The organism is Phycicoccus sp. 3266, assembly GCF_031456495.1.
Lineage (GTDB): Bacteria > Actinomycetota > Actinomycetes > Actinomycetales > Dermatophilaceae > Pedococcus.
This window is the reverse complement of the sequence record NZ_JAVDUW010000002.1, coordinates 57,649-81,583: the sequence shown is the minus strand read 5'-3', so window position 1 is coordinate 81,583 and position 23,935 is coordinate 57,649. Positions and strand designations below refer to the sequence as shown.

20 protein-coding genes and 1 tRNA gene are annotated in these 23,935 nt (G+C 71.6%); 4 read left to right on the top strand and 17 right to left on the bottom strand.

Going from position 1 to position 23,935, the window contains the following annotated elements; translation table 11 throughout:
* Positions 1-520 precede the first annotated feature (520 nt).
* Both J2X64_RS10155 and J2X64_RS10150 read left to right on the top strand, forming a co-directional pair.
* The gene (locus J2X64_RS10155) at positions 521-1,510 is read left to right on the top strand and encodes a DUF6454 family protein (protein ID WP_310153409.1); all 990 of its coding nucleotides are present in this window, start codon (positions 521-523) and stop codon (positions 1,508-1,510) included.
* 204 nt (positions 1,511-1,714) lie between these two features.
* Positions 1,715-2,416 carry a haloacid dehalogenase type II gene (locus J2X64_RS10150; RefSeq protein ID WP_397444037.1) on the top strand — a complete coding sequence of 234 codons (702 nt, stop codon included), beginning with the start codon at positions 1,715-1,717 and terminating at the stop codon, positions 2,414-2,416.
* A gap of 551 nt (positions 2,417-2,967) precedes the next feature.
* On the opposite strand, the gene J2X64_RS10145 is transcribed toward J2X64_RS10150, so the two are convergent.
* From J2X64_RS10145 to topA, 17 genes are all read right to left on the bottom strand, one after another.
* Positions 2,968-3,044 (bottom strand) — tRNA-Thr (locus J2X64_RS10145).
* A 157-nt stretch (positions 3,045-3,201) separates the two neighbouring features.
* Positions 3,202-4,743, bottom strand: a complete 1,542-nt coding sequence (locus tag J2X64_RS10140; RefSeq protein WP_310153407.1) for an alpha/beta hydrolase — start codon at positions 4,741-4,743, stop codon at positions 3,202-3,204.
* 27 nt (positions 4,744-4,770) lie between these two features.
* Positions 4,771-5,919 (bottom strand): DNA polymerase III subunit delta', encoded by a 1,149-nt coding sequence (locus J2X64_RS10135; RefSeq protein WP_310153405.1) that lies wholly within the window; start codon positions 5,917-5,919, stop codon positions 4,771-4,773.
* The gene (gene tmk, locus J2X64_RS10130) at positions 5,916-6,533 is read right to left on the bottom strand and encodes a dTMP kinase (RefSeq protein WP_310153402.1); all 618 of its coding nucleotides are present in this window, start codon (positions 6,531-6,533) and stop codon (positions 5,916-5,918) included. The genes J2X64_RS10135 and tmk overlap by 4 nt, the downstream gene beginning before the upstream one ends.
* A gap of 59 nt (positions 6,534-6,592) precedes the next feature.
* Entirely contained in the window at positions 6,593-7,192 is a 600-nt protein-coding gene (locus tag J2X64_RS10125; RefSeq protein WP_310153400.1) for a GNAT family N-acetyltransferase, read from the bottom strand.
* Positions 7,193-7,221: 29 nt separating this feature from the next.
* The gene (locus tag J2X64_RS10120; protein ID WP_310155817.1) at positions 7,222-8,850 is read right to left on the bottom strand and encodes a chitobiase/beta-hexosaminidase C-terminal domain-containing protein; all 1,629 of its coding nucleotides are present in this window, start codon (positions 8,848-8,850) and stop codon (positions 7,222-7,224) included.
* A 5-nt stretch (positions 8,851-8,855) separates the two neighbouring features.
* Entirely contained in the window at positions 8,856-9,437 is a 582-nt protein-coding gene (locus tag J2X64_RS10115; RefSeq protein ID WP_310153397.1) for a hypothetical protein, read from the bottom strand.
* Positions 9,434-10,591, bottom strand: coding sequence for a hypothetical protein (locus J2X64_RS10110; RefSeq protein WP_310153395.1), 1,158 nt, complete (start codon positions 10,589-10,591; stop codon positions 9,434-9,436). Before J2X64_RS10110 ends, J2X64_RS10115 begins: the two co-directional genes overlap by 4 nt.
* Before the next feature lie 91 nt (positions 10,592-10,682).
* Positions 10,683-11,159 (bottom strand): hypothetical protein, encoded by a 477-nt coding sequence (locus tag J2X64_RS10105; RefSeq protein WP_310153393.1) that lies wholly within the window; start codon positions 11,157-11,159, stop codon positions 10,683-10,685.
* A 315-nt stretch (positions 11,160-11,474) separates the two neighbouring features.
* Positions 11,475-12,254, bottom strand: coding sequence for a MerR family transcriptional regulator (locus tag J2X64_RS10100; RefSeq protein ID WP_310153390.1), 780 nt, complete (start codon positions 12,252-12,254; stop codon positions 11,475-11,477).
* A gap of 168 nt (positions 12,255-12,422) precedes the next feature.
* A complete protein-coding gene (locus tag J2X64_RS10095) occupies positions 12,423-13,448 on the bottom strand; it encodes a branched-chain amino acid ABC transporter permease (protein WP_310153387.1) in 1,026 nt (341 codons plus the stop codon).
* A gap of 61 nt (positions 13,449-13,509) precedes the next feature.
* Positions 13,510-14,379 carry a branched-chain amino acid ABC transporter permease gene (locus J2X64_RS10090; RefSeq protein WP_310153383.1) on the bottom strand — a complete coding sequence of 290 codons (870 nt, stop codon included), beginning with the start codon at positions 14,377-14,379 and terminating at the stop codon, positions 13,510-13,512.
* A gap of 138 nt (positions 14,380-14,517) precedes the next feature.
* Positions 14,518-15,759 carry an ABC transporter substrate-binding protein gene (locus J2X64_RS10085; protein WP_310153381.1) on the bottom strand — a complete coding sequence of 414 codons (1,242 nt, stop codon included), beginning with the start codon at positions 15,757-15,759 and terminating at the stop codon, positions 14,518-14,520.
* 49 nt (positions 15,760-15,808) lie between these two features.
* Complete coding sequence (locus J2X64_RS10080; protein ID WP_310153378.1) at positions 15,809-16,567, bottom strand: ABC transporter ATP-binding protein; 759 nt, start codon at positions 16,565-16,567, stop codon at positions 15,809-15,811.
* A gap of 4 nt (positions 16,568-16,571) precedes the next feature.
* On the bottom strand, positions 16,572-17,345 hold the full coding sequence (locus tag J2X64_RS10075) for an ABC transporter ATP-binding protein (protein ID WP_310153375.1): 774 nt from the start codon (positions 17,343-17,345) through the stop codon (positions 16,572-16,574).
* 210 nt (positions 17,346-17,555) lie between these two features.
* On the bottom strand, positions 17,556-18,926 hold the full coding sequence (locus J2X64_RS10070; protein WP_310153373.1) for a serine hydrolase domain-containing protein: 1,371 nt from the start codon (positions 18,924-18,926) through the stop codon (positions 17,556-17,558).
* A 12-nt stretch (positions 18,927-18,938) separates the two neighbouring features.
* Positions 18,939-21,734 carry a type I DNA topoisomerase gene (gene topA, locus J2X64_RS10065; RefSeq protein WP_310153370.1) on the bottom strand — a complete coding sequence of 932 codons (2,796 nt, stop codon included), beginning with the start codon at positions 21,732-21,734 and terminating at the stop codon, positions 18,939-18,941.
* Between the two features lie 229 nt (positions 21,735-21,963).
* On the opposite strand from topA, the gene J2X64_RS10060 reads away from it, so the two are divergent.
* Together J2X64_RS10060 and J2X64_RS10055 are read left to right on the top strand one after the other, a co-directional pair.
* Entirely contained in the window at positions 21,964-22,764 is an 801-nt protein-coding gene (locus tag J2X64_RS10060; protein WP_310153368.1) for a class III extradiol ring-cleavage dioxygenase, read from the top strand.
* Between the two features lie 163 nt (positions 22,765-22,927).
* Positions 22,928-23,866: a hypothetical protein gene (locus tag J2X64_RS10055; RefSeq protein ID WP_310153366.1), complete on the top strand. Its 939-nt coding sequence runs from the start codon at positions 22,928-22,930 to the stop codon at positions 23,864-23,866.
* Positions 23,867-23,935: the final 69 nt, after the last annotated feature.

Sequence of the window (23,935 nt, the reverse complement as noted above, 5' to 3'; positions counted from 1 at the left end):
GCGGTGTTGGCGATCAGAGCGCCGGGGCGCAGTCCCGTGGTGGTGTCCGTGCACGGCGTCATCCTTTCGAGCGAGTGGTCGTCCCCGTCGAGGAGGGCGGCCTGCGGTGTCGGTTTCCGTGTCGACGATGATGGCCGTGTAGCGGACAGTGGCCACTGACCGATGTGTTCATACGCTCCGATTGCCACAGGTGGAGTGGCTACTGCACGAGCACCTTGAGCAACCGCAGTGTCGCCCGCGCTCGCGACGTGCGTGACCGACGCGAGGGCCGCGGCCGAGACCGCCAAGGCGCTCGCCCACGTCAAGCGCAGGGCACCGAGGGCGGGCGGACGCCCCACCCTAGCCGCGCGCGACGCACCAGCGGACGCCGGTTAGCGCGCCACGGGAACAGTTCCGGGAGGCGGCTACCCGCAGCCTCATGGCTCGTTCAGCCCCGCTCCCGCTGGCGGACTGCGGACGTTCACCGCCGCTCCGTAGCGTCGCGCATCGCCCCATATGCCCCCTTACGAGCGAGGAACCCATGAAGACCATGCCTACCCGCGCCGCTGCACTGTCCGCCGCCCTATTCCTTGCGGTCAGCGGCACCGCCGCAGCCGCACGAGCGGCCGCCGCCGAGGCGCCCACCGGCCACCACAGCGCCGACACCGCCCTCGCCGACGACTTCAGCTCGGTCACCCGCACCACCCAGTGGCAGTTGACCAAGGAGGTGAAGCTGAAGTTCCCCACCTTCCACACCGAGGGCATCGCCTACGGCGCCGACCACATCTTCCTGTCCGCGGTGGAGATCCTGCAGCCCACCGTGAAGTACCCGAGCCCGAAAGGCGCGTACGACCGCACCCCCGGCAGAGGCCGCGGGCACCTGTTCGTCATGGACAAGGACGGCAACCTGCAGCGCGACATCGTCCTCGGCGAGGGCGACATGTACCACCCCGGCGGCATCGACTTCGACGGCACGAACATCTGGGTGCCCGTCGCTCAGTACCGCCCGAACTCCAGCGCCATCATCTACCGCGTCAACGCCACCACCCTTGACGTCCACAGGCAGTTCGAGGTCAACGACCACTTCGGCGGCATCGTCATGGACAGGCAGACCGGCCACCTCGTCGGGAACACCTGGGGCTCACGCCGATTCGCCGAGTGGAACCTGGCCGGCAAGCAACTGGCCATCTGGGACAACCCCGACTTCCTCATCGACTACCAGGACTGCAAGTACGTGCCGAACGCCAAGATGCTCTGCGGCGGCGTGACGAACCTGCCGCAGACCCCGGCCGCCGGCAGCGACAGCGCCACGTATGAGCTTGGCGGGGCCGCGCTCATCGACCTGCGCACCCACCAGACCATCCGTGACATCCCCATCTCGAAGTGGTCCACCGCCGGGCACGCAGCGACCCGCAACCCGTTCGCCATGACCGCCACCGGCAACCACCTGACCATGAGCGTGGCCCCGGACAACGGTGACGAGGGCAACGGCACCGAGATCCTCACCTACGACGCCACCACCGGTCAGTAGGCCAAGACCGGAGCGGGCACATCCAGCGGGTCGAGTCGTCGCACCTCACGGCGAGGGTCGGAGTGCCTGCTTGCGGGGCGTTTCACACCTGACCCCGGTCGGCTCACGTCGCGGGCAGCGTCCGCAACCGGCAGCCTTGAGACCCTGGGCCGGCTCCCGTACCGGCCGGCGGCGCCATCAGCCCAATGGGAAGGACCGGAATCCGTGCACAACACCGACGACAGCCAGACATTTCAGCATCGTCCCCAGCTGGTCGTGTTCGACGTCAACGAGACGCTGTCCGACATGAGCGGCATGGCCGAAGCGTTCGAGCAGACGGGCGCACCACCAACCCTCGCCGCGACCTGGTTCGCTTCACTCCTACGCGACGGGTTCGCCCTGACTGTGGTTGGCGCCAACCCTGACTTCGCCGCCCTGGCCCGGACTTCCCTGAGCCGTGTCCTGGTTGCCCAGGGCCTCCCGAACGTTGACGCCGCAACCGAGCGGGTGATGGGCGCCTTCACGTCGCTGCCGGTGCATGACGACGTCGTCCCCGCTGTGCGGGCCCTCGCATCGGCCGGCATCCGCCTCGTCACGCTCAGCAACGGGTCCGCGGCAGTGGCGCAAGGCCTTCTCGAGCGCAACGGCATCGCAGATGCCTTCGAACAGCTCCTGTCTGTGCAGGATGCCCCGGCCTGGAAGCCCGCGCGGGCCGCGTACGAGTACGCCCTCGACCAGTGCGGGGTCGTTGCCAGGGACGCGATGCTGGTCGCTGTGCATCCTTGGGACATTCACGGCGCCCGGCAGGTAGGGATGGCCACCGCTTTCATCGACCGCTCCGGCGCCAGCTACCCCGACCACTTCGATGCGCCGGACATGCACGTCCAGTCACTGGTCGAGCTCGCCGGCACCATCGCCCGCGGGTGAGCGGCCGGTGACTGCCCAAGGGCGACGGACCCGACCCCTGGCCGAGCCAGGCGCAAACCACGACGCGGCAGCGAGTGGGTGGCCGTGAAGTCATGCAGAAGTGGGACCGATCCCAGCTTGCTCACCCGCCAGGACTCCCGCGGTTGGAGTGGTGCAGCGCGCTCCAAGCCCGTGCTCTCTTCGAACGCAGCCAAGAGTGCGCTGCCGCGGGCCACCGTGCACACCGGACGAGCGGCGCCTGCGTGACCTTCTGCGGTGCGACGCGCCCAGCGGGCCCTTCGACACGAGGTGATTGTCCCAGTCGTTGCCGGCGGCGGATGCCTCCCCAGGTGAACACCAGGCGAAGGAAGTCGGGAAGCGACGTCAGGGCAATGGCACAGTTCGGCCTGCGGAGGTCCGTGCTCGCGGTCCTGGAGGTCGGCGCCGTCCATCCGTCTCGGGCTCGAGTCCCGCACGGCTGGGCGCGGCGACGACCGGCTGGTCTTCACGGCGCCGGCCCGTCGGCTCCAGACCAGCAGAAACGCCCCCCGGAGGACCGGGGGGCGTTTTCGTGGAGCCGCCTAAGGGAATCGAACCCTTGACCTATTCATTACGAGTGAATCGCTCTGGCCGACTGAGCTAAGGCGGCAGGTGCCCATCGGGCACGGAGGTCGAGTATACGGATGGTCCGGGCATTTTCCGAACCGGCTCCGGATCACCTCCCGGGGCGCCTCCCCAGCCTCTCGCGCGGCCGCCGCAGCCGTCCGAGCCGGCGACCCTGGCAGCCGCCAACCGGGGGCCGGGGCTCAGCACTTCGTGTTGTCGGCCGGGGCCTTGCCCGAGGTGTAGTAGTCGTTGACGGCGTTATCCACGCAGCTGTTCGAGCGGCCGTATGCCGTGTGCCCGTCGCCGTCGAAGGTGATCAGCCGACCGTTGGCCAGCTGGTCGCGCAGGCGCACCGACCCCTCGTACGGCGTCGCGGGGTCCCGCGTCGTGCCGATGACCACGATCGGGCCGCTGCCCTCCGCCGAGATCTTGTGCGGCTTGGCGTCGGACTTCACCGGCCACTCGCCGCAGGGCGCGCTCCCCCAGGCCATGAACGGTCCCCAGGTCGGCGCCTTCTGCACGAACGACCTCGCCCGCGCCTCGTAGGTCGCCGGGTCGGACGAGTCGGGGTCGTCGAGGCAGGTGACCGCGTAGTAGGCCTCGAGCAGGTTGGACGTGTACCGGCCGTCCTTGTCGCGGGTCGCGTAGGCGTCGGCGAGGTCCATCAGGGCGGTGCCGTCGCCCGCCTGGGCCTTCCCGAGCGCGTCCGTCAGGGTCGACCACTGGCCCTGGTCGTACATCGCCTGAGCCACCCCGGTGGCCGCCCAGCCCTCCGTCAGCTGCGTGACGCGGGCGTCGCCGCGCACGGGGACCGGCTGGGCATCGAGCTGCTTGAGCAGCGCACGCAGCGACGCCATGACGGCGTCCACCGACGAGCCCAGCGGGCAGCCGCCCTCCTCGACGCACGACCCGGCCCACGCGCGGGTCGCCCGCTCGAAGCCCTCCGCCTGGCCGAGCGCGAGCTCCTCGGGCGTCGCGTCCGGGGGCACCACGCCGTCGAGGACGAACCGGCCGACGAGCTTCGGGAACAGGCCGGCATACGTGGCACCGAGGAAGGTGCCGTAGGACTTGCCGAGGTAGTTGAGCTTGGCGTCCCCGAGGGCCGACCGCAGGATGTCCATGTCCCTGGCGGCGTCGACGGTCGAGACGTGCGCGGCGAGCGGGCCGGTGTTGGCCACGCAGGCCTTGCCGAACTCGGCCCCGGACGCCATGAAGGCGCGCTCCTCGGTGGTGTTGTCGGGCGTGGGGTCCTGGCCGAGGAAGGTGTCCATCTGCGGGTCCGGCAGGCACTGCACCGGCTCGGAACGCTGCACCCCGCGGGGGTCGAAGCCGACGACGTCGAACCGCTGGCGCACCGGCTTGCCCACGATGAAGTCGGCCGCCCGCGCGTAGTCCACGCCGGAGCCGCCGGGACCACCCGGGTTGACCACCAGCGACCCGAGCCGCTCCTTGGGCCTCGTGGCGCGCATCCGCAGCACGCTGATCCTGATCGTGTCGCCGTCGGGCCTGGCGTAGTCGAGGGGCACGGTGAGCTCCGCGCACTGTCCGGTGCCGCAGCCCTGCCACGCGAGCGTCTGCGCGTAGAACTTCGCCAGGCCCTCCGACCCCGGCGGCGGGGTGCGCGAGATGGTGACGCTCGGCTCGGGGGCGGAGTTGGGGTCCCCCTCGAGCAGTGAGCATCCTGAGAGGCCGGTCGCCAGCGCCAGGAGGCCGGCGACGAGCGGAAGTCGCCGCACCGTCATGGTGGTGACGCTACACAGGCCCCGCTGTCAGCGCGGAACGCGCAGCGCGATCGCCATCGCCTCGAGCGCCAGCAGCGGCGCGACGTTGAGCCCGATCCGCTCGCGGGCGGTGCCGATCGCGTCCATGGCCTGCAGCAGCTGCTCGGCCGACATCGACCGGGCCAGGGCCTGCACCGCGGGGAGGTTGTCCTGGTTGACCAGGCCGATGCTCGCGCCCGAGTGCAACACCATCGCGTCGCGGTAGACCGACAGCAGGTCGACCAGCGAGCGGTCGAGCACGTCGCGGGAGTGCCGGGTGGCGCGGGCCTTCTGCTCGCGCTCGAGACCGGCGACCTGGCTGCGGATGTGCGGCGGCTGGGTGCGCGCGGTCGGGTCGGCGCCCAGCACCTCCATCAGCCGCTGGCGCTCGGCGGCGTCGCGCTCCGTGGTCGCCGCTGCCGTCTCCTCGTCGGCGATCGACTTGAGGTCCTCGGCGGCACCGATGGCGTCGCCGACGCCGTGGATCTTCCCGGCGAGCGAGACGACGTCCCGACGACGGATGCGGGCGCCCTCGTCGCGGGCCAGCCGCCGGGCGAGGCCGACGTGGCACTGGGCCGCGCGCGCGGCATACAGGGCCATGGGCATCTCGACGCCGTCGCGACGGTGGAGCAGCTCGGCCACCGCCTCGACCGGGGGCGTGCGCAGCCGGACGTGCCGCGACCGGGAGCGGATGGTGATGATGACGTCCTCGACCGAGGGGGCGCACAGCAGCCACACGGTGCGTGGCGTGGGCTCCTCGAGCGCCTTGAGCAGGGCGTTCGCCGGCGCGTCGGTGAACGCGGTGAGCCGGTCGGCGTCCTCGATGATGATGATCCGCCACGCCCCCACCGACGGCCGCAGCTGGGCGAGCTGGACCAGCTCGCGCACGTACGAGACCTTGATCGACAGCCCCTCGGTCGCCACGACGTCCACGTCGGCGTGGGTGCCGTCGAGGGCGGTGCGGCACTCGCGGCACTCCCCGCAGCCGCCCTGGCGGCACTGGAGCGCAGCGGCGAACGCGCGCGCGGCGTTGGACCGACCCGACCCCGGCGGCCCGGTGAAGAGCCACGCGTGCGTCATCGCCGCGGGCGAGTCCACCGCGCGCTGCAGGGTCTCGATCGCAGCCTCCTGCCCGATGACGTCGCGCCACACCGTCACGGCAGGGCCCCCATCGAGCGCAGGCGCTGCACGACGGCCTCGTGGACGTCCTCGGGCGGCAGCGTGCCGTCGACGACGAGGTAGCGCTGGGGGTTGCCCTGCGCCATGGCGAGGTAGTGGGCCCGGATCGCCTCGTGGAAGTCGTCCTGCTCGGACTCGAGCCGGTCGTGCACCTCGCCGCGTCGGCGGCGGCCCTCCTGCGCCGAGACGTCGACGACGACGGTCAGGTCGGGGACGAGGTCGTCGACCGCCCACATGTTGAGGTCGTGGATCTCCTGGGCGCCGAGGTCGCGCCCGGCGCCCTGGTAGGCCACGGAGGAGTCGGTGTAGCGGTCGGTGAGGACCACGTCGCCCGCCGCGAGCGCGGGCGCGATCACCTGCTCGACGTGGTGCGCCTTGTCGGCGGCGAACAGCAGCGCCTCGGCCCGCGGCGAGACGTGGTCGCCGTGCAGCACGAGGTCGCGGATCTCGCGCCCCAGCGGCGTGCCGCCGGGCTGGCGGGTCACGAGGACGGTGCGGCCGGCAGCCTCGAACGCGTCACGGAGCAGGGCCACCTGGGTGGACTTCCCCGCCCCGTCTCCCCCCTCGAAGGCGATGAAGAGTCCGTCGGTCACGTCCCGAGCCTAGGCCAGGCGGCGGACAACCCCCGGACAGCGGTATGCCGCGGCCTGGATCAGTGGTGCGTGGCGCCCGCCTGGGCAGCCCACTCGGCAGCCGTCACGGCATACACGAGGTCGTCGAGGCGCGGCTGGCCGTCGCCCTTGCTCCCGGCGGGCACGTGCGCCACGACGCGGAAGCCGGCCTTCTCCAGCACCCGCTGCGAGGCGCGGTGGGGCGCGAAGACGTCGGCGGTGACCATCGCGAGGTGCAGGTCGGCGAAGCTCAGCCGCAGCAGTGCCCGGACCAGCTCGGTCGCCAGCCCGCGCCCGGCGACGTCGGGGTGGACCGCGTAGCCGAGCACGGCCAGCCACATCCCGTTGTCGTCGGGCTCGAGCCGCAGCGACAGGTCCGCCACGACGCGGCCGTTGAGCTCGGCGACCAGCCCCAGTCCCGGCTCCGGGTGCCCCGGGCGTCCACGCTCGGCGAACCGGGTGACCCGGTCGCGCACGTCCTCGCGACCCAGCGCCGCCCGGGTGAGGTACCTCGCGACGTCCTCGCGCGAGCGGTACTCGAGCACGGCGTCGACGTCGTCGTGGGTGATGGGCCGCAACGACGTCCGCGCGGTGCGCAGGGGCCAAGACAGGGACGCCAGGCTCGGTCCGGTGGTGCTCACCGGACCGAGCCTAGGTGCGCAGCCCGGTGTCAGCGCGTCACGGTGAGCGGGATCGACTGCACGGTCCCGAAGCTGATGACGTAGCGCTTGCTGACGTTGCCGCTGCCCGTCTCCGTGGTGGCCCATGCCGCGGTGCCACCTGCCAGGACGTACGAGCTGGTCGACGTGGCGTTCGTGGACAGGTTCGTCATGGTGACCGTCACGGTCGCCGTGCTCGGCGCCACGTTGCCATAGGTGTCGTATGCCGTGATCGTCGCGCTGGCCGAGTTGTTCCCCTGCCCCGTGCCGAGGGTGACGGCACAGGAGGTCGCCGAGCAGGTCGCGTTCTTGCCTCCGGCGACCGACGCCCACCCGAGCGTGGCGATCGTCGGGGCGCCCGCGACCACCGTCGCGTTGCCCGCGGTGGCGCTGGTGTTGCTCAACGGAGCGCCCGACAGGCTCACGCCGACGGTCTGGGACCCCGACGACACGGGCGTCACGGACAGGGTGGCTGTGCCGTTCGTGAAGGTGGCCGAGGTCGGCAGGGTGGGCGCCGAGCCGTTCGGGCTGGACCTCAGCCCGGAGACCGTGACCGGGTGCGTGCCCGAGTAGCCGGGGTAGGTGGACAGCGTGACGGTGAAGGGTGTGCCGGCCGTGGCCGTGCTGGGCGCGGTGACCGTGAAGGTGTTCCGCAGCGTCACCGGGACCGTCGCGCTCGTGGTGGTGTTGCCCGCCGCGTCGGTCGCGACGGCCTGCAGCGAGTACGAGCCATCGGCAAGGCCGGCGGTCGGCCAGGACGTGCTCCAGCTGGATCCTGACGGCGTGGTGCTGCCGATGGTGGTCCAGGCCCCCGACCCCGCCCGGCACTGGACGACGACGCTCGCGACCCCGGACCCCGTGTCGGCAGCCGTGCCCGAGACCGTGACGGTCCCACCCTGGACCGAGCTGCCGGCCGGAGAGGTGACGACGACCGTGGGCGTGGTGCGGTCGATCTGGACCGCGAGCGACCTGAAGGCCTCGGTGTTGCCGGCGGTGTCCTTGGAGAAGTACCGGACGGTCGCCGACGAGGACACCGTGAAGGGGCCGGTGTACCGCGTCGAGGACGTCGTCGGCGTGCTCCCGTCGGTGGTGTACCAGGTGCCCGCGACCCCGCTGGCGTCCGAGGCGGAGAGGGTGACGACGACGTCGGACGAGCTCCATCCCGCAGCGTTCGGGAGGGGTGACTGGGACGCGGTGGTCACCGGAGGCGTCGTGTCGCCGTTGGGCACGGCCACCGAGGTGGTCGCCGGCACGGGCGACTCCCAGGCGGACCCGGCGAGCACGGCATACACGGCGTAGGTGTTGGTCTGACCGGCGGCGGGGGCGGCGTCGGTGCACGACCCACTCGCACCGGACACGGTGCACACACCGGCAACGGCACTCGGCGCAGTGCGGGCCACCCTGTACCCCGTGGGGGTGGGGCCGGTCGCGGGGGCGCTGACGGTGAACGTCACCGACGTGGGGCCCACGCCCGAGGTGGCCACGCCGGGGGTGCCCAGGGTCGCGACCCGCGCCGCCGCCGTCGCACCCGAGGACGAGACGGAGAGGAACGCCCAGGCCGGGACCGCCAGCGCCACGGTGGTGACGAGGAGTCCGGCGCCCCCGAGGCCGGCGCGACGCGAGAGCCGGCGGACGCGCATGCCGCTCACGACGTCCGCCCCGTCAGCACGACGGGCACGGTGAAGGTGGCACCCTGGCAGCCGGACTCGGTCGAGCTGCCCAGGGTGAGGGCGCCGGAGACGGTCAGGACGGTGCCGGACGCGTCCGCCGGGACCGACAGGGACAGCCCGGTCGCCGACACGGACACCGACGCGGCGCTGCAGGTGCCCGAGGCTCCCGAGACCGTCACGGGTCGGGACGGGTCGAGCGCCACGGAGGTGACCTGGACCGCGAACGGGTTGGGGTTGGACACCGCCACCGCGAGCGCGGTCGCCGGCCCACCGGGGTAGGCGCCGTCGGCCGGTGCGGCGACGGCCGTGGTCGTGAGCGAGACCACCGTGCCCGTGCCGGCCGAGCCGGTCCCGGCACCCGACGAGGACCAGACCGCCCACGCCGTCCCACACAGCGGGGCGGCGACACCGAGGGCCAGAGCGGCGGAGGCGAGCACGCGCCCGACGAGGCCGCGGCGTCGTGCGGTCCCCGGTGGGAGGTGCTCGGCGGGCGTGCGGCGCGTCGGTCGCTCCAGGAGCGGGAGGTCGGCGGTCACCGCGGCGGTGTGCGTGGTCATTGGTTCGTGGCCGATCCGGTGTAGGCGAGCGCGACGGTCACGTCGCGGCAGGCGTCCTGGTTGCGGGCGGCGTCGACCAGGGTCACCGTGGGCAGCGCGGAGAACGGGACGCCGAGGCTCGTGAGCGGGGTGGCGGGTGCGTTGGCCGGCACGCTCAGCGGGTAGGAGCCGGCGTACTGCCGCACGGCGAAGTCGCCCGCGCCGCATCCGGGGACCGCGGCACCGTTGCGGGTCACTGCGCCCACGGTCACGCCCAGGTTCGTGATCCTGATGGTCTGGTTGTTCGGGTTGGCGACGGTGAGGGCCACCGGGCGGCCGGGGGCGCCGGGGTAGAGCAGACCGGTCACCGAGCCGCCCAGCGCGAACGGCTTCGAGCTCTGCTTGGAGTCCACGACGAGGGTCGCCGTGGCCGACGAGCTCGCCACCCCCGTACCCGACGCCGTGACGGCGACGGTGGTGGTGCCGTCGAGGGTCGTGGCACTCGTCGACAGCTGCAGGGTGGCGGTCCCCGAGGAGCTCCCGGACGGGAGGCTGGTCGGGACGAGGGACGCCCTGACTCCTGCGGGGAGCGCGCCCGTCGTGCCCAGGCTGATGGACCCGGTGTACCCGTTGAGCCGGGTGACGTCGACGGCATACGTCGCGGTGGAGCCGGGTGCCAGGGTGACGCTCGCGGGCGTGACCGCGACCGCGACCGCGGGTGGCGGCGAGGACACGACGACCGTGAGGTCGAGGGTGTGCTTGGTCGGCCCGCCGACCCCGGTCACGGTGAACACGTCGCTGCCGAGGACCGTCGAGGCCGTCGTGGTCACGATCAGGGTGGACGTCACGGACGCGGTCGTGGTGACGGTGGGGGTCGCCGGCGAGAAGGTGGCGGTGCTGCCCGTCGGCAGGCCGCCGGCCGTCAGGGTGACCGGGCCGGTGAACCCGCCGGTCGGCGTGACGGTGAGGGTGAAGGTCGCGGCCTGTCCCCGCTGCACCGAGACGCTCAGCGGCTGCGAGGTGACGGCGAAGTCCTTGGTCTTGGCCGCCACCGGGCTCGTGCGCCCCAGCCCGAGCGCGGCCCCCTCCCCCGGCAGCCGGCCGACCGCGAGGAGGGCGACGGCAGCACACAGAGCCAGCAGGGCGGTCGCCCTGGTGATGACCCGAGTGCTCATGTCGTGCTCCGTTGCGGTCGGCCGGCGTGCCGGCGGTGGGACTGGACCTGGCTCAGCTCGAGGCGTCGGCCCGGGGCTGACGCCGTGGGCGTCAGTTCGAGGCGTAGTGCAGCGTGAGGGTGGCGCCCTTGCAGGCGTCCTGGTTGGAGTCGGCCTTGTTGTTGAACTGGATCGTGTTCACGGAGTCCTGCGACGCACCCTTGGCCAGGTCCACGGCGGTCCAGTTCAGGGCCACCGGGCTCGCGGCGCTGGTGCCGTTGATCGAGTAGTCCGAGCCGTCGCAGCCGGTCTTGTCGGTCGTGACGTAGGCGGTGAGGCCGGCGACCTGGGCGTTGTTGTCCGCGTTGTTCGTCACCGTGGCGGTGAAGTTCTGCGCGGCCTGGCCCGGGTAGAGGGCGGTGGAGACGTCACCGGCGATCGAGAGGTTCGACGCGCCGGCAGTGGTCGAACCGGAGCCGGTGCCCTGACCGGTGCTGGTCCAGTACGCGAAGGCGGCGGTGCCGCTGCCGACGAGGACGAGCGCGGTGACGCCGGCGGCGATGCGCTGGCGGCGGTTGAGGTGAGCCATGGGGAGTCCTTTGTCTGTCATGCCGGCAAGCGCGGCGATGGAGGTGGCGACGCCGGTCGAGGGACTCGTCCGGTCGATCGCGGAAAGACTCCGTTGGGGCGCATCGGTGCAAGGCGGACTTGACGGGCACATCACCCGTTCGACGACGAAAGATCAGGAGCGACGTAGATCGCCTCACCCCGTTGCCGTACAACAGATGACGGAGGCGCCGCCCACCCCGTTGGGGGAGCAGCGCCTCCGTCAGGTGGCAGTGGCCACTGACCGCCGCCTCCGGCGCAGCCCGCGTGCGGCTCGGTCAGCCGGCGTGCGGCTCCGTCAGCCGGCGTGCCGGTCGGCGTTCGCGTGGATGGCGTCGCGGACGTACTGCGCCAGCCCCGGCTCGAGGTCCTCGTAGGTCTTGGTGAACCGTGGGTCCGCGACGTACATGTCCGCGAGCCCACGGTGGAACTCGTGCGACAGGTCGTAGAACCGGTCGTGGATGTGCCGCCGGTGCGCCTCGGCGGCGTCCATCGCCTCGGCGCTGTCCGGCGCGTGGCCGCCACGCTTGGCCGCGACGAAGGCGGCGTTGAGCGCGTCCGCCTCCGCCTTGACCTGCACCCAGTCCTCCTTGGAGTACCGGCTCGTGCGCTCCTGCGACTGCTTCCACGCATCGCTGTCGCCCCACCGCTCCTCGGCCTCGGCGGCGTACTCGTCGGAGTACCCCTCGCCGAACAGCTCCTTCTGCTCCTCCGTGGTCAGCCTCATGCCCGACCCCTCCCTCTCCAGTGCCTTGTCGATGGCCGCCACGAGCTCGCGCATCTCCTCGAGCCGGTGTGCGACCGCTGCCCGCTGGCGGCGCAGGTGCTGCTCCACGCCCTCGGGGTGGTCCAGCAGCAGCCGGACCTCCTCGAGCCCGAACCCCAGCCGCCGGTACACCACGACGTGCTGCAGCCGCGTCAGGTCGTCCGCGGTGTAGAGGCGGCACCCCGCCCGCGACCGCTCGCTCGGCTCGACCAGCCCGATCTCGTCGTAGTGGTGCAGCGTGCGCACCGTGACGCCGAGCTCGTCGGCCACCTGGCCGACCGTCAGCAGCTCCTGCCCCGTCCTCGTGCTCATGGCACCACTGTGGCGCCTGACGCCGCGTGAGGGTCAAGCGCGTTGCGGGCGTATGCCGTGCGGCCTCCGCAACCGCTCGACGGACGACCAGCTCGCGTGCGCTCCGGGCGCGTCGCCGCCGGCACGCCGGCCGGCCCTCCCCCGTGGTCGTCGCCACGGCGGCCGGGGTCAGACGTCGCGGGCGTGCCGTCGCTTGCGCATCAGCGCGACGAGGCCGTTGCGCGCCGTGCCCCAGATGCCGTGGCGGAAGGCGAGGACGATGACCACGAAGATCGCGCCGGTGATGATGCCCGTGCCCTCGAACCCGGACGACGCGAGCTGGTCCTCGAGGATGACGACGAGGGCTGCGCCGACGGCCGGTCCCCACAGGGTGCCGATGCCGCCGAGGACGGTGATGAGCACGACCTTGCCCGACGTCGTCCAGACGAGCTCCTGCAGCGAGGCGAAGCCGTGGCTGATCGAGAAGACGCCGCCCGCGAGCCCGGCGAGCCCGGCCGACAGCACGAACGCCATGATCTTGTACCGCTCGACGTCGTAGCCGAGCGCCCGCGCCCTGGCAGGGTTGTCGCGGATCGCGACCAGCACCCGGCCGAACGGGCTGTTGACCGCCCGCCAGGCGATCAGGACGCCGATGAGGATCAGCGGCAGCGCCGCGTAGTAGAAGTAGAACGCGTCGGAGTTGATGAGGTCGGTGAGGCCGCCGAGGTTCTTCGGGATCCCCTGCAGGCCGTTCTCGCCGCCGGTGACGTCACGCCACTGGTTGGCGATGAAGTAGATCATCTGCGCGAACGCCAGCGTCACCATGGCGAAGTAGATGCCGGTGCGCCGCACCGACAGGTACCCGATCGGCACGGCCAGCACCATCGCGACGACGGCACCGCCGAGGACCGCGAGCGGGAACGGCACGCCGAGGTTCGTGGCGATGAGCCCGGTCGTGTATGCCGAGGTGCCCCAGAACGCCGCGTGGCCGAAGGACAGCAGGCCGGTGTAGCCGAGCAGCAGGTCGACCGAGATCGCGAACAGCGCCCAGGCCGCGATGTCCATGGCGACCGGCGGGTAGATGAACCAGGGCAGCGCCAGGGTGACGACGAGCCCGACGGCGAGCACGACCCACCGGACGACCGGGCGCCGCTCGCCGAGGACCGGGGTGCCCGGCAGCTCGACGTCGACGCGCTGCTCCAGCTGCGAGCTCATTCGGGGTCCCTTCGAAGTATTCGGAGGAGCGGAGCGGGGGAGAAACTTCGTGGGGTGCCCTTCATGCTGACTCCTCCCGGCCGAACAGGCCGCTGGGCCGGACCAGGACGACGAGTGCCATGAGCACGAAGATCAGCACCTGGGAGATCTGGCCGTAGTAGCCCTGCCCGTACGCCTCGACCAGGCCCACGAGGAAGCCGGCGACGACCGCGCCGAGGATCGAGCCGAGCCCGCCGATGACGACGATGGCGAACAGGATGATGACGAAGTTCGACCCCATGTCCGCGTTGATCGCGCGGTAGGGGGCGGCGAGCACGCCGGACAGGCCGGCCAGGGCGATGCCGAAGCCGAAGACCGGGGTGACCCACCGGGCGACGTTGATGCCCAGGGCCCGCGACCGCTCGGCGTCCTCGGTCGAGGCGCGGACGATCATGCCGACGCGGGTCTTGGTGAGGACCAGCCACACGACGGCGCAGACGAGCAGGGAGAACGCGGCGGCGAACAGCTGGTAGCTCGACAGGTCGACGCTGCCGAGGCTGAGCCGGCCGCGCAGCCCCGCGGGCACCTCGTACGGCTGGGAGGAGACGCCGTAGAGCCGCTTCATCAGGTCGACGGTGAACAGCGTCAGGCCGAAGGTCAGCAGGAAGTTGTAGAGCGGGTCGAGCTTGAGCAGCCACTGCACGAACAGCCGCTCGATGACCACGCCGAACACGAACATGAGCAGCGGCACCACGACCAGCGCGGGCCAGAAGCCGAGGTCGAGGTTCTTCAGCAGCAGGGCCGAGGCCATGGCGCCGAGCATGTAGCAGGCGCCGTGGCTGAAGTTGACGACGCCGAGGACGCCGAAGATGACGGCCAGCCCCAGCGCGGCGAGCGCGTAGAACCCGCCGGCCGCGAGGCCTTGGAGGGTGTACTGCAGGAACTGGCTCACCGGGAGGTCCTCTCGTGCAGGTCGGTGGCGGTGGAGGTGGTCGGACGCCGGCGGTGTGCCGCCCGCCCGGGTGGGCGGGCGGCATACCTCAGGATCTCGAAAGGCGTTGCGCCTGTTGGTGATCGATCAGGGGAACGGTCACATGGTGCAGTCGGGCGACGGCGGCGCGTAGGCCTCGGAGGCGGGGATGGTCTTGACGACCTGCTCGAGGTCCCACTCCTCCTTGACCTGGTCCTTGCTCTTGACCTTGACCTGGTAGACGTCGTGGATGACGTTGTGGTCGGCCGCGCGGACCTCGCCGTTGCGCAGGAACATGTCGTTGATCTTCTTGCCCTCGAGCTGCTTGACCACGGCGTCGCTGTTGTCGGTGCCGGCGGCCTGGACGGCCTCGAGGTAGTTCAGCGCGGCGGAGTAGTTGCCGGCGTGGGCGAACGACGGGCGGACCTTGGTCTTGGCCATGAACTTGTCGGCCCAGGCGCGGTTCTGCGCGTCGAAGTTCCAGTACCAGGCGTCGGTGAAGGTGGTGCCGTTGAACTGGTCGACGCCGAGGTTGTGGATGTCCGTGATGAACATGAGGCCGACGGCGAGCTTGGTGGTGCTGGCGATGCCGGACTGGTTGAACTGCTTGATGAAGTTCACCAGGTCACCACCGGCGGCCATGATGCCGATGACGTCGGGCTTGGACGCGGCGGCCTTGGTGATGAAGGTGGCGTAGTTGTCGTTCGGGAACGGCGTGGCGATCTTCTGCTGGACCGTGCCGCCCGCGCGCTCGACGGCGGCGCTGTAGGACTTGGTCATGTCCTGGCCGAAGGCGTAGTCGGGGTAGACGATCGACCACTTCTTGCCGCCGGACTGGACGGTGGCGGCGCCGTTGCCCGAGGCCAGCATGTAGGTGTCGTAGGCCCAGTGGAACGTGTACTTGTTGCACGACTTGCCGGTGAGGGCGGTCGTGCCGGCGCCGATGTCGATGAACAGCTTCTTCTTCGCCTTGGCCTGCGTGGCCACCGCGAGTGCGGCGGAGGAGGTCGGGACGTCGAGGATGATGTCGGCCTTGTCGCGGTCGTACATCTCCTGCGCCTTGGTGTTGGCGATGTCGGGCTTGTTCTGGTGGTCCGCCGACACGATCTCGATGTCCTTGGCGACGGCCTTGTCGCCGTACTTCGCCTTGTAGTCGTCGATCGCCATCTGGATCGCGACCTTGGAGTTGGGGCCGGACAGGTCCTTGTAGACGCCGGACTGGTCGTTGAGCAGTCCGATGACGACCTTGCCGTCGCTGATCTTGCCGCCGGCCGAGGCCGGGCCTCCCCCGCCGCAGGCGGCGAGCACGAGGCTGCCGGTGACGGCGGTGGCCACGAGGGCCAGGGTCTGGGTGCGCTTCATGTTCCCCTCCGGGGGTCGAGGTGGTGCCGTGGTTGCCGGGTGGCGGGTGCTACATGCCGAGGTACTCGAGGAGCTCGGTGGTGCGGGACTGGAACGAGTCGTTGTCGAGCGACTCCACGACCCGGCCCTGCGCGAGCAGGTAGTGCCGGTCGGCGACGGTGGACGCGAACTTCACGTTCTGCTCGACGAGCAGGACCGAGACGCCCTGCTCCTTGATCTGGCGGATGATCTCGCCGATCCGCTGCACGATGACCGGGGCGAGGCCCTCGCTGGGCTCGTCGAGCAGCAGCAGGCGCGAGCCCATCCGCAGGACCCGGGCGATGGCCAGCATCTGCTGCTCGCCGCCGGAGAGCTTGGTGCCCGGGAAGTCTCGCCGCTCGTGCAGCACCGGGAACTGCTCGTAGACCTGCTCCAGGCTCCAGGCCGCGTCGGAGGTGACCGGGGGGAGGCGCAGGTTCTCGGCGACGGACAGGGTCGAGTAGATGCCGCGGTCGTCGGGCACCCAGCCGATCCCGGCCTTGGCCCGGCGGTCGGGGCTCGTGCGGCCCAGGTCCCTGCCGTCCCACGACACGGTGCCCTGGACCTGGCGGTGCAGGCCCATCACCGAGCGCAGCAGCGTGGTCTTGCCGGCGCCGTTGCGACCCACGAGGGTCACGACCTCGCCGGGTCGCACCTGCAGGTCGACGTCGGTCAGGACGCGCGCCTCGCCGTACCAGGCGGACAGGCCGGAGAGCTCCAGCGTCGGTCCGCTCGCCGGCCCGGTGGTGCCCACGGGCCCGCGCACGTCGTCGGTTCCGGTGTCGGTCATGGGGTCACCCGGCCTGTCCGAGGTAGGCGGTGATCACGCGCTCGTCGTTCCGGACCGCCTCGTAGGTCCCCTGGGCGAGGACCTGGCCGGACTGGAGCACGGTGACGGTGTCGGCCAGGGAGCCGACCACGTGCATGTTGTGGTCGACGAAGACGACCGTGCGGCCGGCGGAGACCTTCTTGACCAGCGCGATGGTGCGGTCGACGTCCTCCAGACCCATCCCGGCGGTCGGCTCGTCGAGCAGCAGGAGGCGGGGGTCCAGCGCGAGCGCCAGGGCGAGCTCGAGGGCGCGCTTCTGGCCGTATGCCAGTGAGCCCGCCGCTGCGCCGGACCGGTCGGCGAGGCCCACCTGGTCGAGCAGCTCCATCGCGCGGTCGCGGAACTGGCGCATCTGGCGCGAGGAGCGCCAGAACCGGTAGCCGAGCCCGGTGGGCGAGGCGAGCGCGAGCTCGACGTGGTCGACCGCACTCATCTGGTCGAAGAGGCTGGTGATCTGGAAGGACCGGGCGATGCCGCGGTGCGCCACCTGCTCGGGCTGCAGGCCGGTGATGTCCTGGCCGCCGAAGGAGATCGACCCGGACGTGGGGGACAGGAACCCGGTCAGCAGGTTGAACAGGGTCGTCTTGCCGGCACCGTTGGGTCCGACGAGCGCGTGGACGGTGCCCTCGGTGACCTCGAGGCTGACGTCGGAGACGGCCCGGAAGCCGCGGAACTCCTTGGTGAGCCCGCGGGTCTCCAGCAGCGTCTGCGCGGAGCCGTGGGTGGCCTCGGTCGGCACCGGCACCTCCTCGTGCGGGCTGGCGACAGGCGGGGGTACCCGTCGCGGTTCCCGAAACCCTAGGGCCGCCCCACCACCCGGGACATGGCCGGGTCATCCACACAAACCGGGCGCGACATGTCCTCGCACCACATCGAGGGGCGCAGGCGCCGTCGTCCCGTTCCGCCCTGCCGGGAACGGTTCAGCACCCTCCGGACGGCACGCCCCGGCTCAGTGCCAGCGGTCGGGGTGCACGTCCCCGGGAACGTCGGCCGTCGGGTCGTAGGGCGTCCGGGTGAACCGGAACGACCCCAGGTCGAGGTGCCCCACGCCACCGGAGGCGTCGCGCACCGCCACCAGCGGCTCGCCCTCGTGGTACCCGTCGAGACCGACCCACCCGGCCCCGGTGGGACGGAACCGCGACCCGCGGTGCACCCCCGGCTCGCCGAGGACGAGGTGCCCGTCGTCCGCCAGCCGCAGCGTGTATGCCGTCGTGCCCCAGTACCAGTCGCCGACCAGCTCGAGGCCGTCGACCTGGGTGGCGTCGGCCGACCACGGCGCCGGCGGGACCGGCTCGCGCTCGGCGAGCAGGGTGAGCAGGTCCTGCGAGAGCGCGGGCGACATCCCGGACGTGGCGTTGGCGAAGAGCACGCAGCCGTCGCCGCTCTCGCGGTCGACGCGCAGCGACGCGAGGAAGCCAGGCATCGAGCCGCCGTGCCCGGCATACCGGCGTCCCTCGAGGTTCCACACCTGCCAGCCGAGCCCGTGCGCGGCGGTCCACGCCTGGCCGGGGCCGTCGTTGACCACGATCGGCAGGCACATCTCGTCGAGGGTGGCGGGGTCGAGCAGCCCCTCGGTGCGGCCGGCCAGGAAGGCGGCCCAGCGCGAGAGGTCCTGTGCGGTCGACCAGAGCTGGCCGGCCGGGGCCATGGCGCCGGCGTCGTGCTCCGGCTCGACGTGGAGCAGGTCGGCGAGCGGGTGGACGCCCCAGCCCGGCGCTGCCGGCGGCTGCGGGCGCGGAATCGTCCGGGTCATGCCGAGCGGGTCGAGCAGCGAGGTGCGGACGGCGTCGTGCCAGGGCACGCCGCGCAGCCGCGCCACGACCTCGCCGAGCACGGCATACCCGACGTTGGAGTAGTGGAAGCGGGCGCCGGGGCGGAACCGCAGAGCGGGCCGGCTGGCGACCAGCGCCGCCCAGTCGTCGCCCGCGGTGCGCTCCCACCACGGGCCGCCGGTCTCGGCCTGCAGGCCCGAGCTGTGCGAGAGCAGCTGGGCCACGGTGACGCCGGCGAAGTCCGAGCCGGCCACCTCGGGCAGCAGCGCCACGACGGTGTCCGACAGGTCGAGCCGTCCCTCGTCGCGCAGCCGCATCACCTCGACCGCCACGAAGGTCTTGGTGATCGACCCGATGCGGTACTGCGTGCCGGTGGTGGCCGCCTCGCCACCGCTGCGGCCGTCGAGCGTGCCGACGGCGTCGGACCAGACGACCTCACCGTCCCGGACCAGGGCGGCCGCGACCGACGGAAGCCGTTGCTGTGACTGCTCCTTCGCGAGGCGCAGTGACAGCTGCCGGCTGGTGGCCGGGTCGAGGGGTGGCGCCATCGGTTCTGCCCGTCAGGACTTCTTGGCCGCGGTCTTCTTCGTGGCCGCCTTCTTGGTCGCGGCCTTCTTGGTCGCGGTCTTCTTCGTCGTCTTCTTGGCAGCCCGCTTGCGGGTCGTCGGGCCCTTGGCGCGCTTCTCGGCGAGCAGCTCGGCTCCGCGCTCGGCCGGGATCGACTCGGGGTCGTCGGCCTTGCGCAGGGTCGCGTTGGTCTCGCCGTCGGTGACGTACGGGCCGAAGCGGCCGTCCTTGACCAGCATGGGCTTGCCCGACACCGGGTCCGGGCCGAGCTCCTTGAGCGGCGCGGCGGCGGCGCGGCCACGCTGCTTGGGCTGGGCGTAGATCGCCAGCGCCTCCTCGAGCGTGATGTCGAAGAGCTGCTGCTCGGTGGTGAGCGAGCGGGAGTCGGTGCCCTTCTTGAGGTAGGGCCCGTAGCGGCCGTTCTGCGCGGTGATCTCGACCTCGGTTCCGTCCTCCTCGGTCGTCGTGCCGACGACCCGGGGCAGGCTCAGCAGCTTGAGCGCGGCGTCGAGGTCGATCGTGCCCAGGTCCATGTCCTTGAACAGGCTGGCCGTGCGCGGCTTGGCCTTCGCCTTGCCCTTGCCCTTGGTGGCCGTCTCCTCCTCGGGCAGCACCTCGGTGACGTACGGGCCGTAGCGACCCGCCTTGGCCACGATGTCGCGGCCCGTCTCCGGGTCCTGGCCGAGGACGCGGCCGTCGTCGGCCGACTGCTCCAGCAGCTCGCGGGCCTTCTCCGGCGTCATCTCGTCCGGGGCGATGTCGTCGGTGATCGTCGCGCGCCGCGGGGTGTCGCCCGCGCCGTCGGTCATCTCGCCGGTGGCTGCATTCACGCCCTGGGGCACGGTCTCCTCGACGTACGGGCCGTAGCGGCCCACGCGCACGACGATCCCGTCCCCGATCGGGATGGTCGAGATCTCGCGGGCGTCGATGTCGCCGAGGTCGTCGACGAGCTGCTTGAGGCCGAGGTGGGCCGATCCAGCGTCAGGGAGGCCGGGCTTGCCTGCCACGAGGGCACCGTCGCCCTCGCCGAAGTAGAACCGCTTGAGCCACTCGGCCCGCTGCTCGTCGCCGCCGGCGATCCGGTCGAGGTCCTCCTCCATCGAGGCGGTGAAGTCGTAGTCGACGAGCTCGGTGAAGTGCTCCTCGAGCAGCCGCGTGACGGCGAAGGCGAGCCAGGTGGGCACGAGGGCCGACCCGCGGGTGTGGACGTAGCCACGGTCCTGGATGGTGCCGACCGTGCTGGCGTAGGTCGACGGGCGCCCGATCCCCTTCTCCTCCATCGCCTTCACGAGCGTGGCCTCGGTGTAGCGCGGCGGCGGGGTGGTCTCGTGGCCGTCGGCCTCGGCGCGGACGACGGTGAGCGCGACGCCCTCGCTCAGCTTGGGCAGGCGGCGCTCGTCCTCGTCGGCGTTGCGGTTGCGGTCCTCGTCCCGCCCCTCCTCGTAGGCCGCGAGGAAGCCCCGGAACGTGATGACCGTGCCGGACGCGCTGAACTCGACGGTGCGGCCGTCGCCCAGCGTGCCGCCGAGCTTGACGGTCGCCGTGGAACCGCGCGCGTCGGCCATCTGCGAGGCGACCGTGCGCTTCCAGATCAACTCGTAGAGCGCGAACTCGTCACCGCGCAGCTCGCCCGCGACCTGCGCCGGCGTGCGGAACCGGTCACCCGCGGGGCGGATGGCCTCGTGCGCCTCCTGAGCGTTCTTGACCTTCTTCTCGTACAGGCGAGGCGCCTGCGGGACGTACTCCGCGCCGTACAGGTCGCGCGCCTGCTGGCGGGCCGCGGTCAGGGCGGCCTCCGACAGCGTCGTGCTGTCGGTACGCATGTAGGTGATGTAGCCGTTCTCGTACAGGCGCTGCGCCACCCGCATCGCGTTCTTCGACGACAGCCGCAGCTTGCGCGAGGCCTCCTGCTGCAGCGTGCTCGTGGTGAACGGGGCGCTCGGGCGGCGGGTGTACGGCTTCTCCTGGACACCGGTGACGCTGACCTGCGCCTCGAGCACCTGGGCGGCGATCGAGGTCGCCAGCTCCTGGTCGAGGTGCACGACCTCGCGGGACTTCAGCGTGCCGTCGTCAGCGAAGTCGCGGCCCACGGCGACGCGACGCCCGTCGACGGCGGTCAGCCGCGCGGCGAACTGGTTGCTCTGCCCGTCAGGGGTGAAGTCGCCCTCGACGTCCCAGTAGGACGAGCGCACGAACGCCATCCGCTCGCGCTCACGCTCGACGACGATCCGGGTCGCGACCGACTGCACGCGGCCGGCGGACAGGCCCGCCTTGACCTTGCGCCACAGGACCGGGCTGACCTCGTAGCCGTAGAGCCGGTCGAGGATGCGCCGGGTCTCCTGGGCATCCACCAGTGCGGTGTCGAGGTCGCGGGTGGCACTGGCGGCACGCTGGATGGCCTCCTTGGTGATCTCGTGGAACACCATGCGCTTGACCGGGACCTTGGGCTTGAGCACCTCGAGCAGGTGCCAGGCGATGGCCTCGCCCTCGCGGTCCTCATCCGTGGCCAGGTAGAGCTCGTCGGCGCCCTTGAGCAGCCGCTTGAGCTCGGCGACCTTCTTCTTCTTGTCGCTGTCGACGACGTAGTACGCCTCGAAGCCGCTGTCGACGTCCACGCCGAAGCGGCCGAACGGGCCCTTCTTGATCTCGGCGGGCATCTCCGACGGGGTCGGGATGTCGCGGATGTGGCCGACCGACGCCTCGACGTCGTAGTCCTTGCCCAGGTAGCCGCCGATGGTCTTCGCCTTCGCCGGCGACTCGACGATGACGAGCTTGCGCCCCGTGCTCACAGATGTACCTGCCGTCCTGCTCCCATGTGCAGCGGATTCGTCGCTGCGTGGACATGGCAACGCAAGAGACGGTAGCCGAGGCGGTCAAGTCGGCTCCCACGGGTCTCGCCGAGCGTGCGCGAGCGCCCACCGGCAGCCACCCCACGCGGCGCCCGGCGGTCCGCGCACCCGCGCCCCACCGGCATACTGATAGTTGAAACTTAAATTGTCTCGAGCGTATGCTGGGCCCATGAGCACCTCGACGCAGGAGCGCCAGCCGGTCCTGTACCTCAGCCACGGCGCCCCGCCGCTCGCGGACGACCCGGTGTGGACCCGGCAGCTGGCCGACTGGTCGGACCGGTTCGGCACGCCGGCCAACATCCTCATGGTGTCGGCGCACTGGGAGGAGGCGCCGCTGTCGCTGTCCGCGACGTCGGGCGACGTCCCGCTCGTCTACGACTTCTGGGGCTTCCCGCGCCACTACTACGAGGTGACGTATCCCGCGCCGGGTGCGCCCGAGCTCGCCGCCTCGGTGGAGAAGCTCGTCCACACCGCGGAGAACCCCGTCCACCGGGACGAGTCCCGTGGCCTCGACCACGGCGCCTACGTGCCGCTGGTCGAGATGTACCCCGACGCGGACGTGCCGGTCCTGCAGATGTCGATGCCGACCCTGGACCCGCGGACGCTGTTCGAGCTCGGCCGCAGGCTCGCCCCGCTGCGCGACGAAGGGACGCTCATCGTCGGGTCCGGGTTCACCACCCACAACCTGCGCTGGTTCAACCCAGGCGGCGGCCCCGACGGGACGCCCCCGGCTGCCTCGAGCGAGTTCGACCACTGGGCGGCCGAGGCGCTCGAGCGGCAGGACGTCGACGCGATCCTCGACTTCGTGCACAAGGCCCCCGCAGCCCGGGAGGCCCACCCGCGGACCGAGCACTGGGCGCCGCTGTACGTCAGCCTCGGCGCGGCGTACGAGTCGGGCTCGCTCGAGAACGAGAGCGTCATCGACGGCTTCTGGTTCGGCCTGAGCAAGCGCTCCTGGCAGTTCGCCTGACGCCGAGCCCCTCCCCACTTCCGGTTTTGGGGGTCTGAGGGTGACGCACTGCTCACCCTCAGACCCCCAAAACGTGTCCACAGGCGCGAGGGCCCCGGCCCGGCGTGCACAGGCTCATGCCGGGGGCGTCCTCCGACGGTGGAGCAGCCCGCACCCTGAGCCGGTGACCGAGAGAGGATCGACCCGTCGCCGGGTGGCGGCCGCCCTGGCGCAGAACCATGGCGGGGTGGTGTCACGGGCCGACCTGGCTACCGCCGGGATCGACCGGTGGGCCATCAGGAGTGAGGTGAACGCCGGCCGATGGTCCCTGCACGGCGCCCGGACCGTCGCCGTGCACACCGGCCCCCTGCCGTCGGAGGCCCTGCTCTGGCGTGCGGTGTGGGAGGTCGGACGCGGCGCGCTGCTCGACGGGGTGTCCGCCCTTCTCGCCGGCGGCCTGCAGAACTTCGAGTCCCCGGTCGTGCACGTCTCGGTCGACCACGAGGTCCGCCTCCTCGGGAGGGTCGACGGCGTGCGTGTCCACCAGGTCCGCGAACCGCTGGCACGGGACACCTGCTCGGTCGGAGTGCCTCGCGTCCGAGTGGGGGTGGCCGCGGTGCGGGCGGCACAGTGGGCCGCGACGGACCGGCAGGCCGCCCTGCTCCTGTGCATGTCCGTGCAACAACGCCTCGTCCGTGCCGACGACCTGTGCCCGGTGCGATGGCCGGGTGCGCACTACGGACGCACCGCCTTCGTCCGCCAGCTCGTCCGGGACGTCCGGGACGGGGCGCAGTCCCTCGGCGAGCTCGACTTCGCCGGACTCTGCCGACAGCGAGGTCTGCCGGAGCCTGAACGTCAGGTCGTCCGCGCCGGGGCCAGGGGCCGGATCTACCTGGACGTCAGGTGGCGCGAGTGCCCTCTCGTGGTCGAGGTCGACGGCGCACAGCACCGACTGGGCCTGGCGATCAGCTCGGACAACCTGCGCCGGAACGCGCTGGCCATCAGTGGCGAGACGGTCCTGACCATCGACCTGGTCGGCCTCCGGCTGTGGACCGACGACTTCATGACCCAGGTGGCAGCCGCCCACCGCCGACTGAGTGCCGCTTTGGGGGTTCTTGAGTGACGGACTGCTCACCCCTGAGACCCCCAAATGCGGAGGAAGTCGGGGTGGATCAGGTCCTAGGGTGCTGCG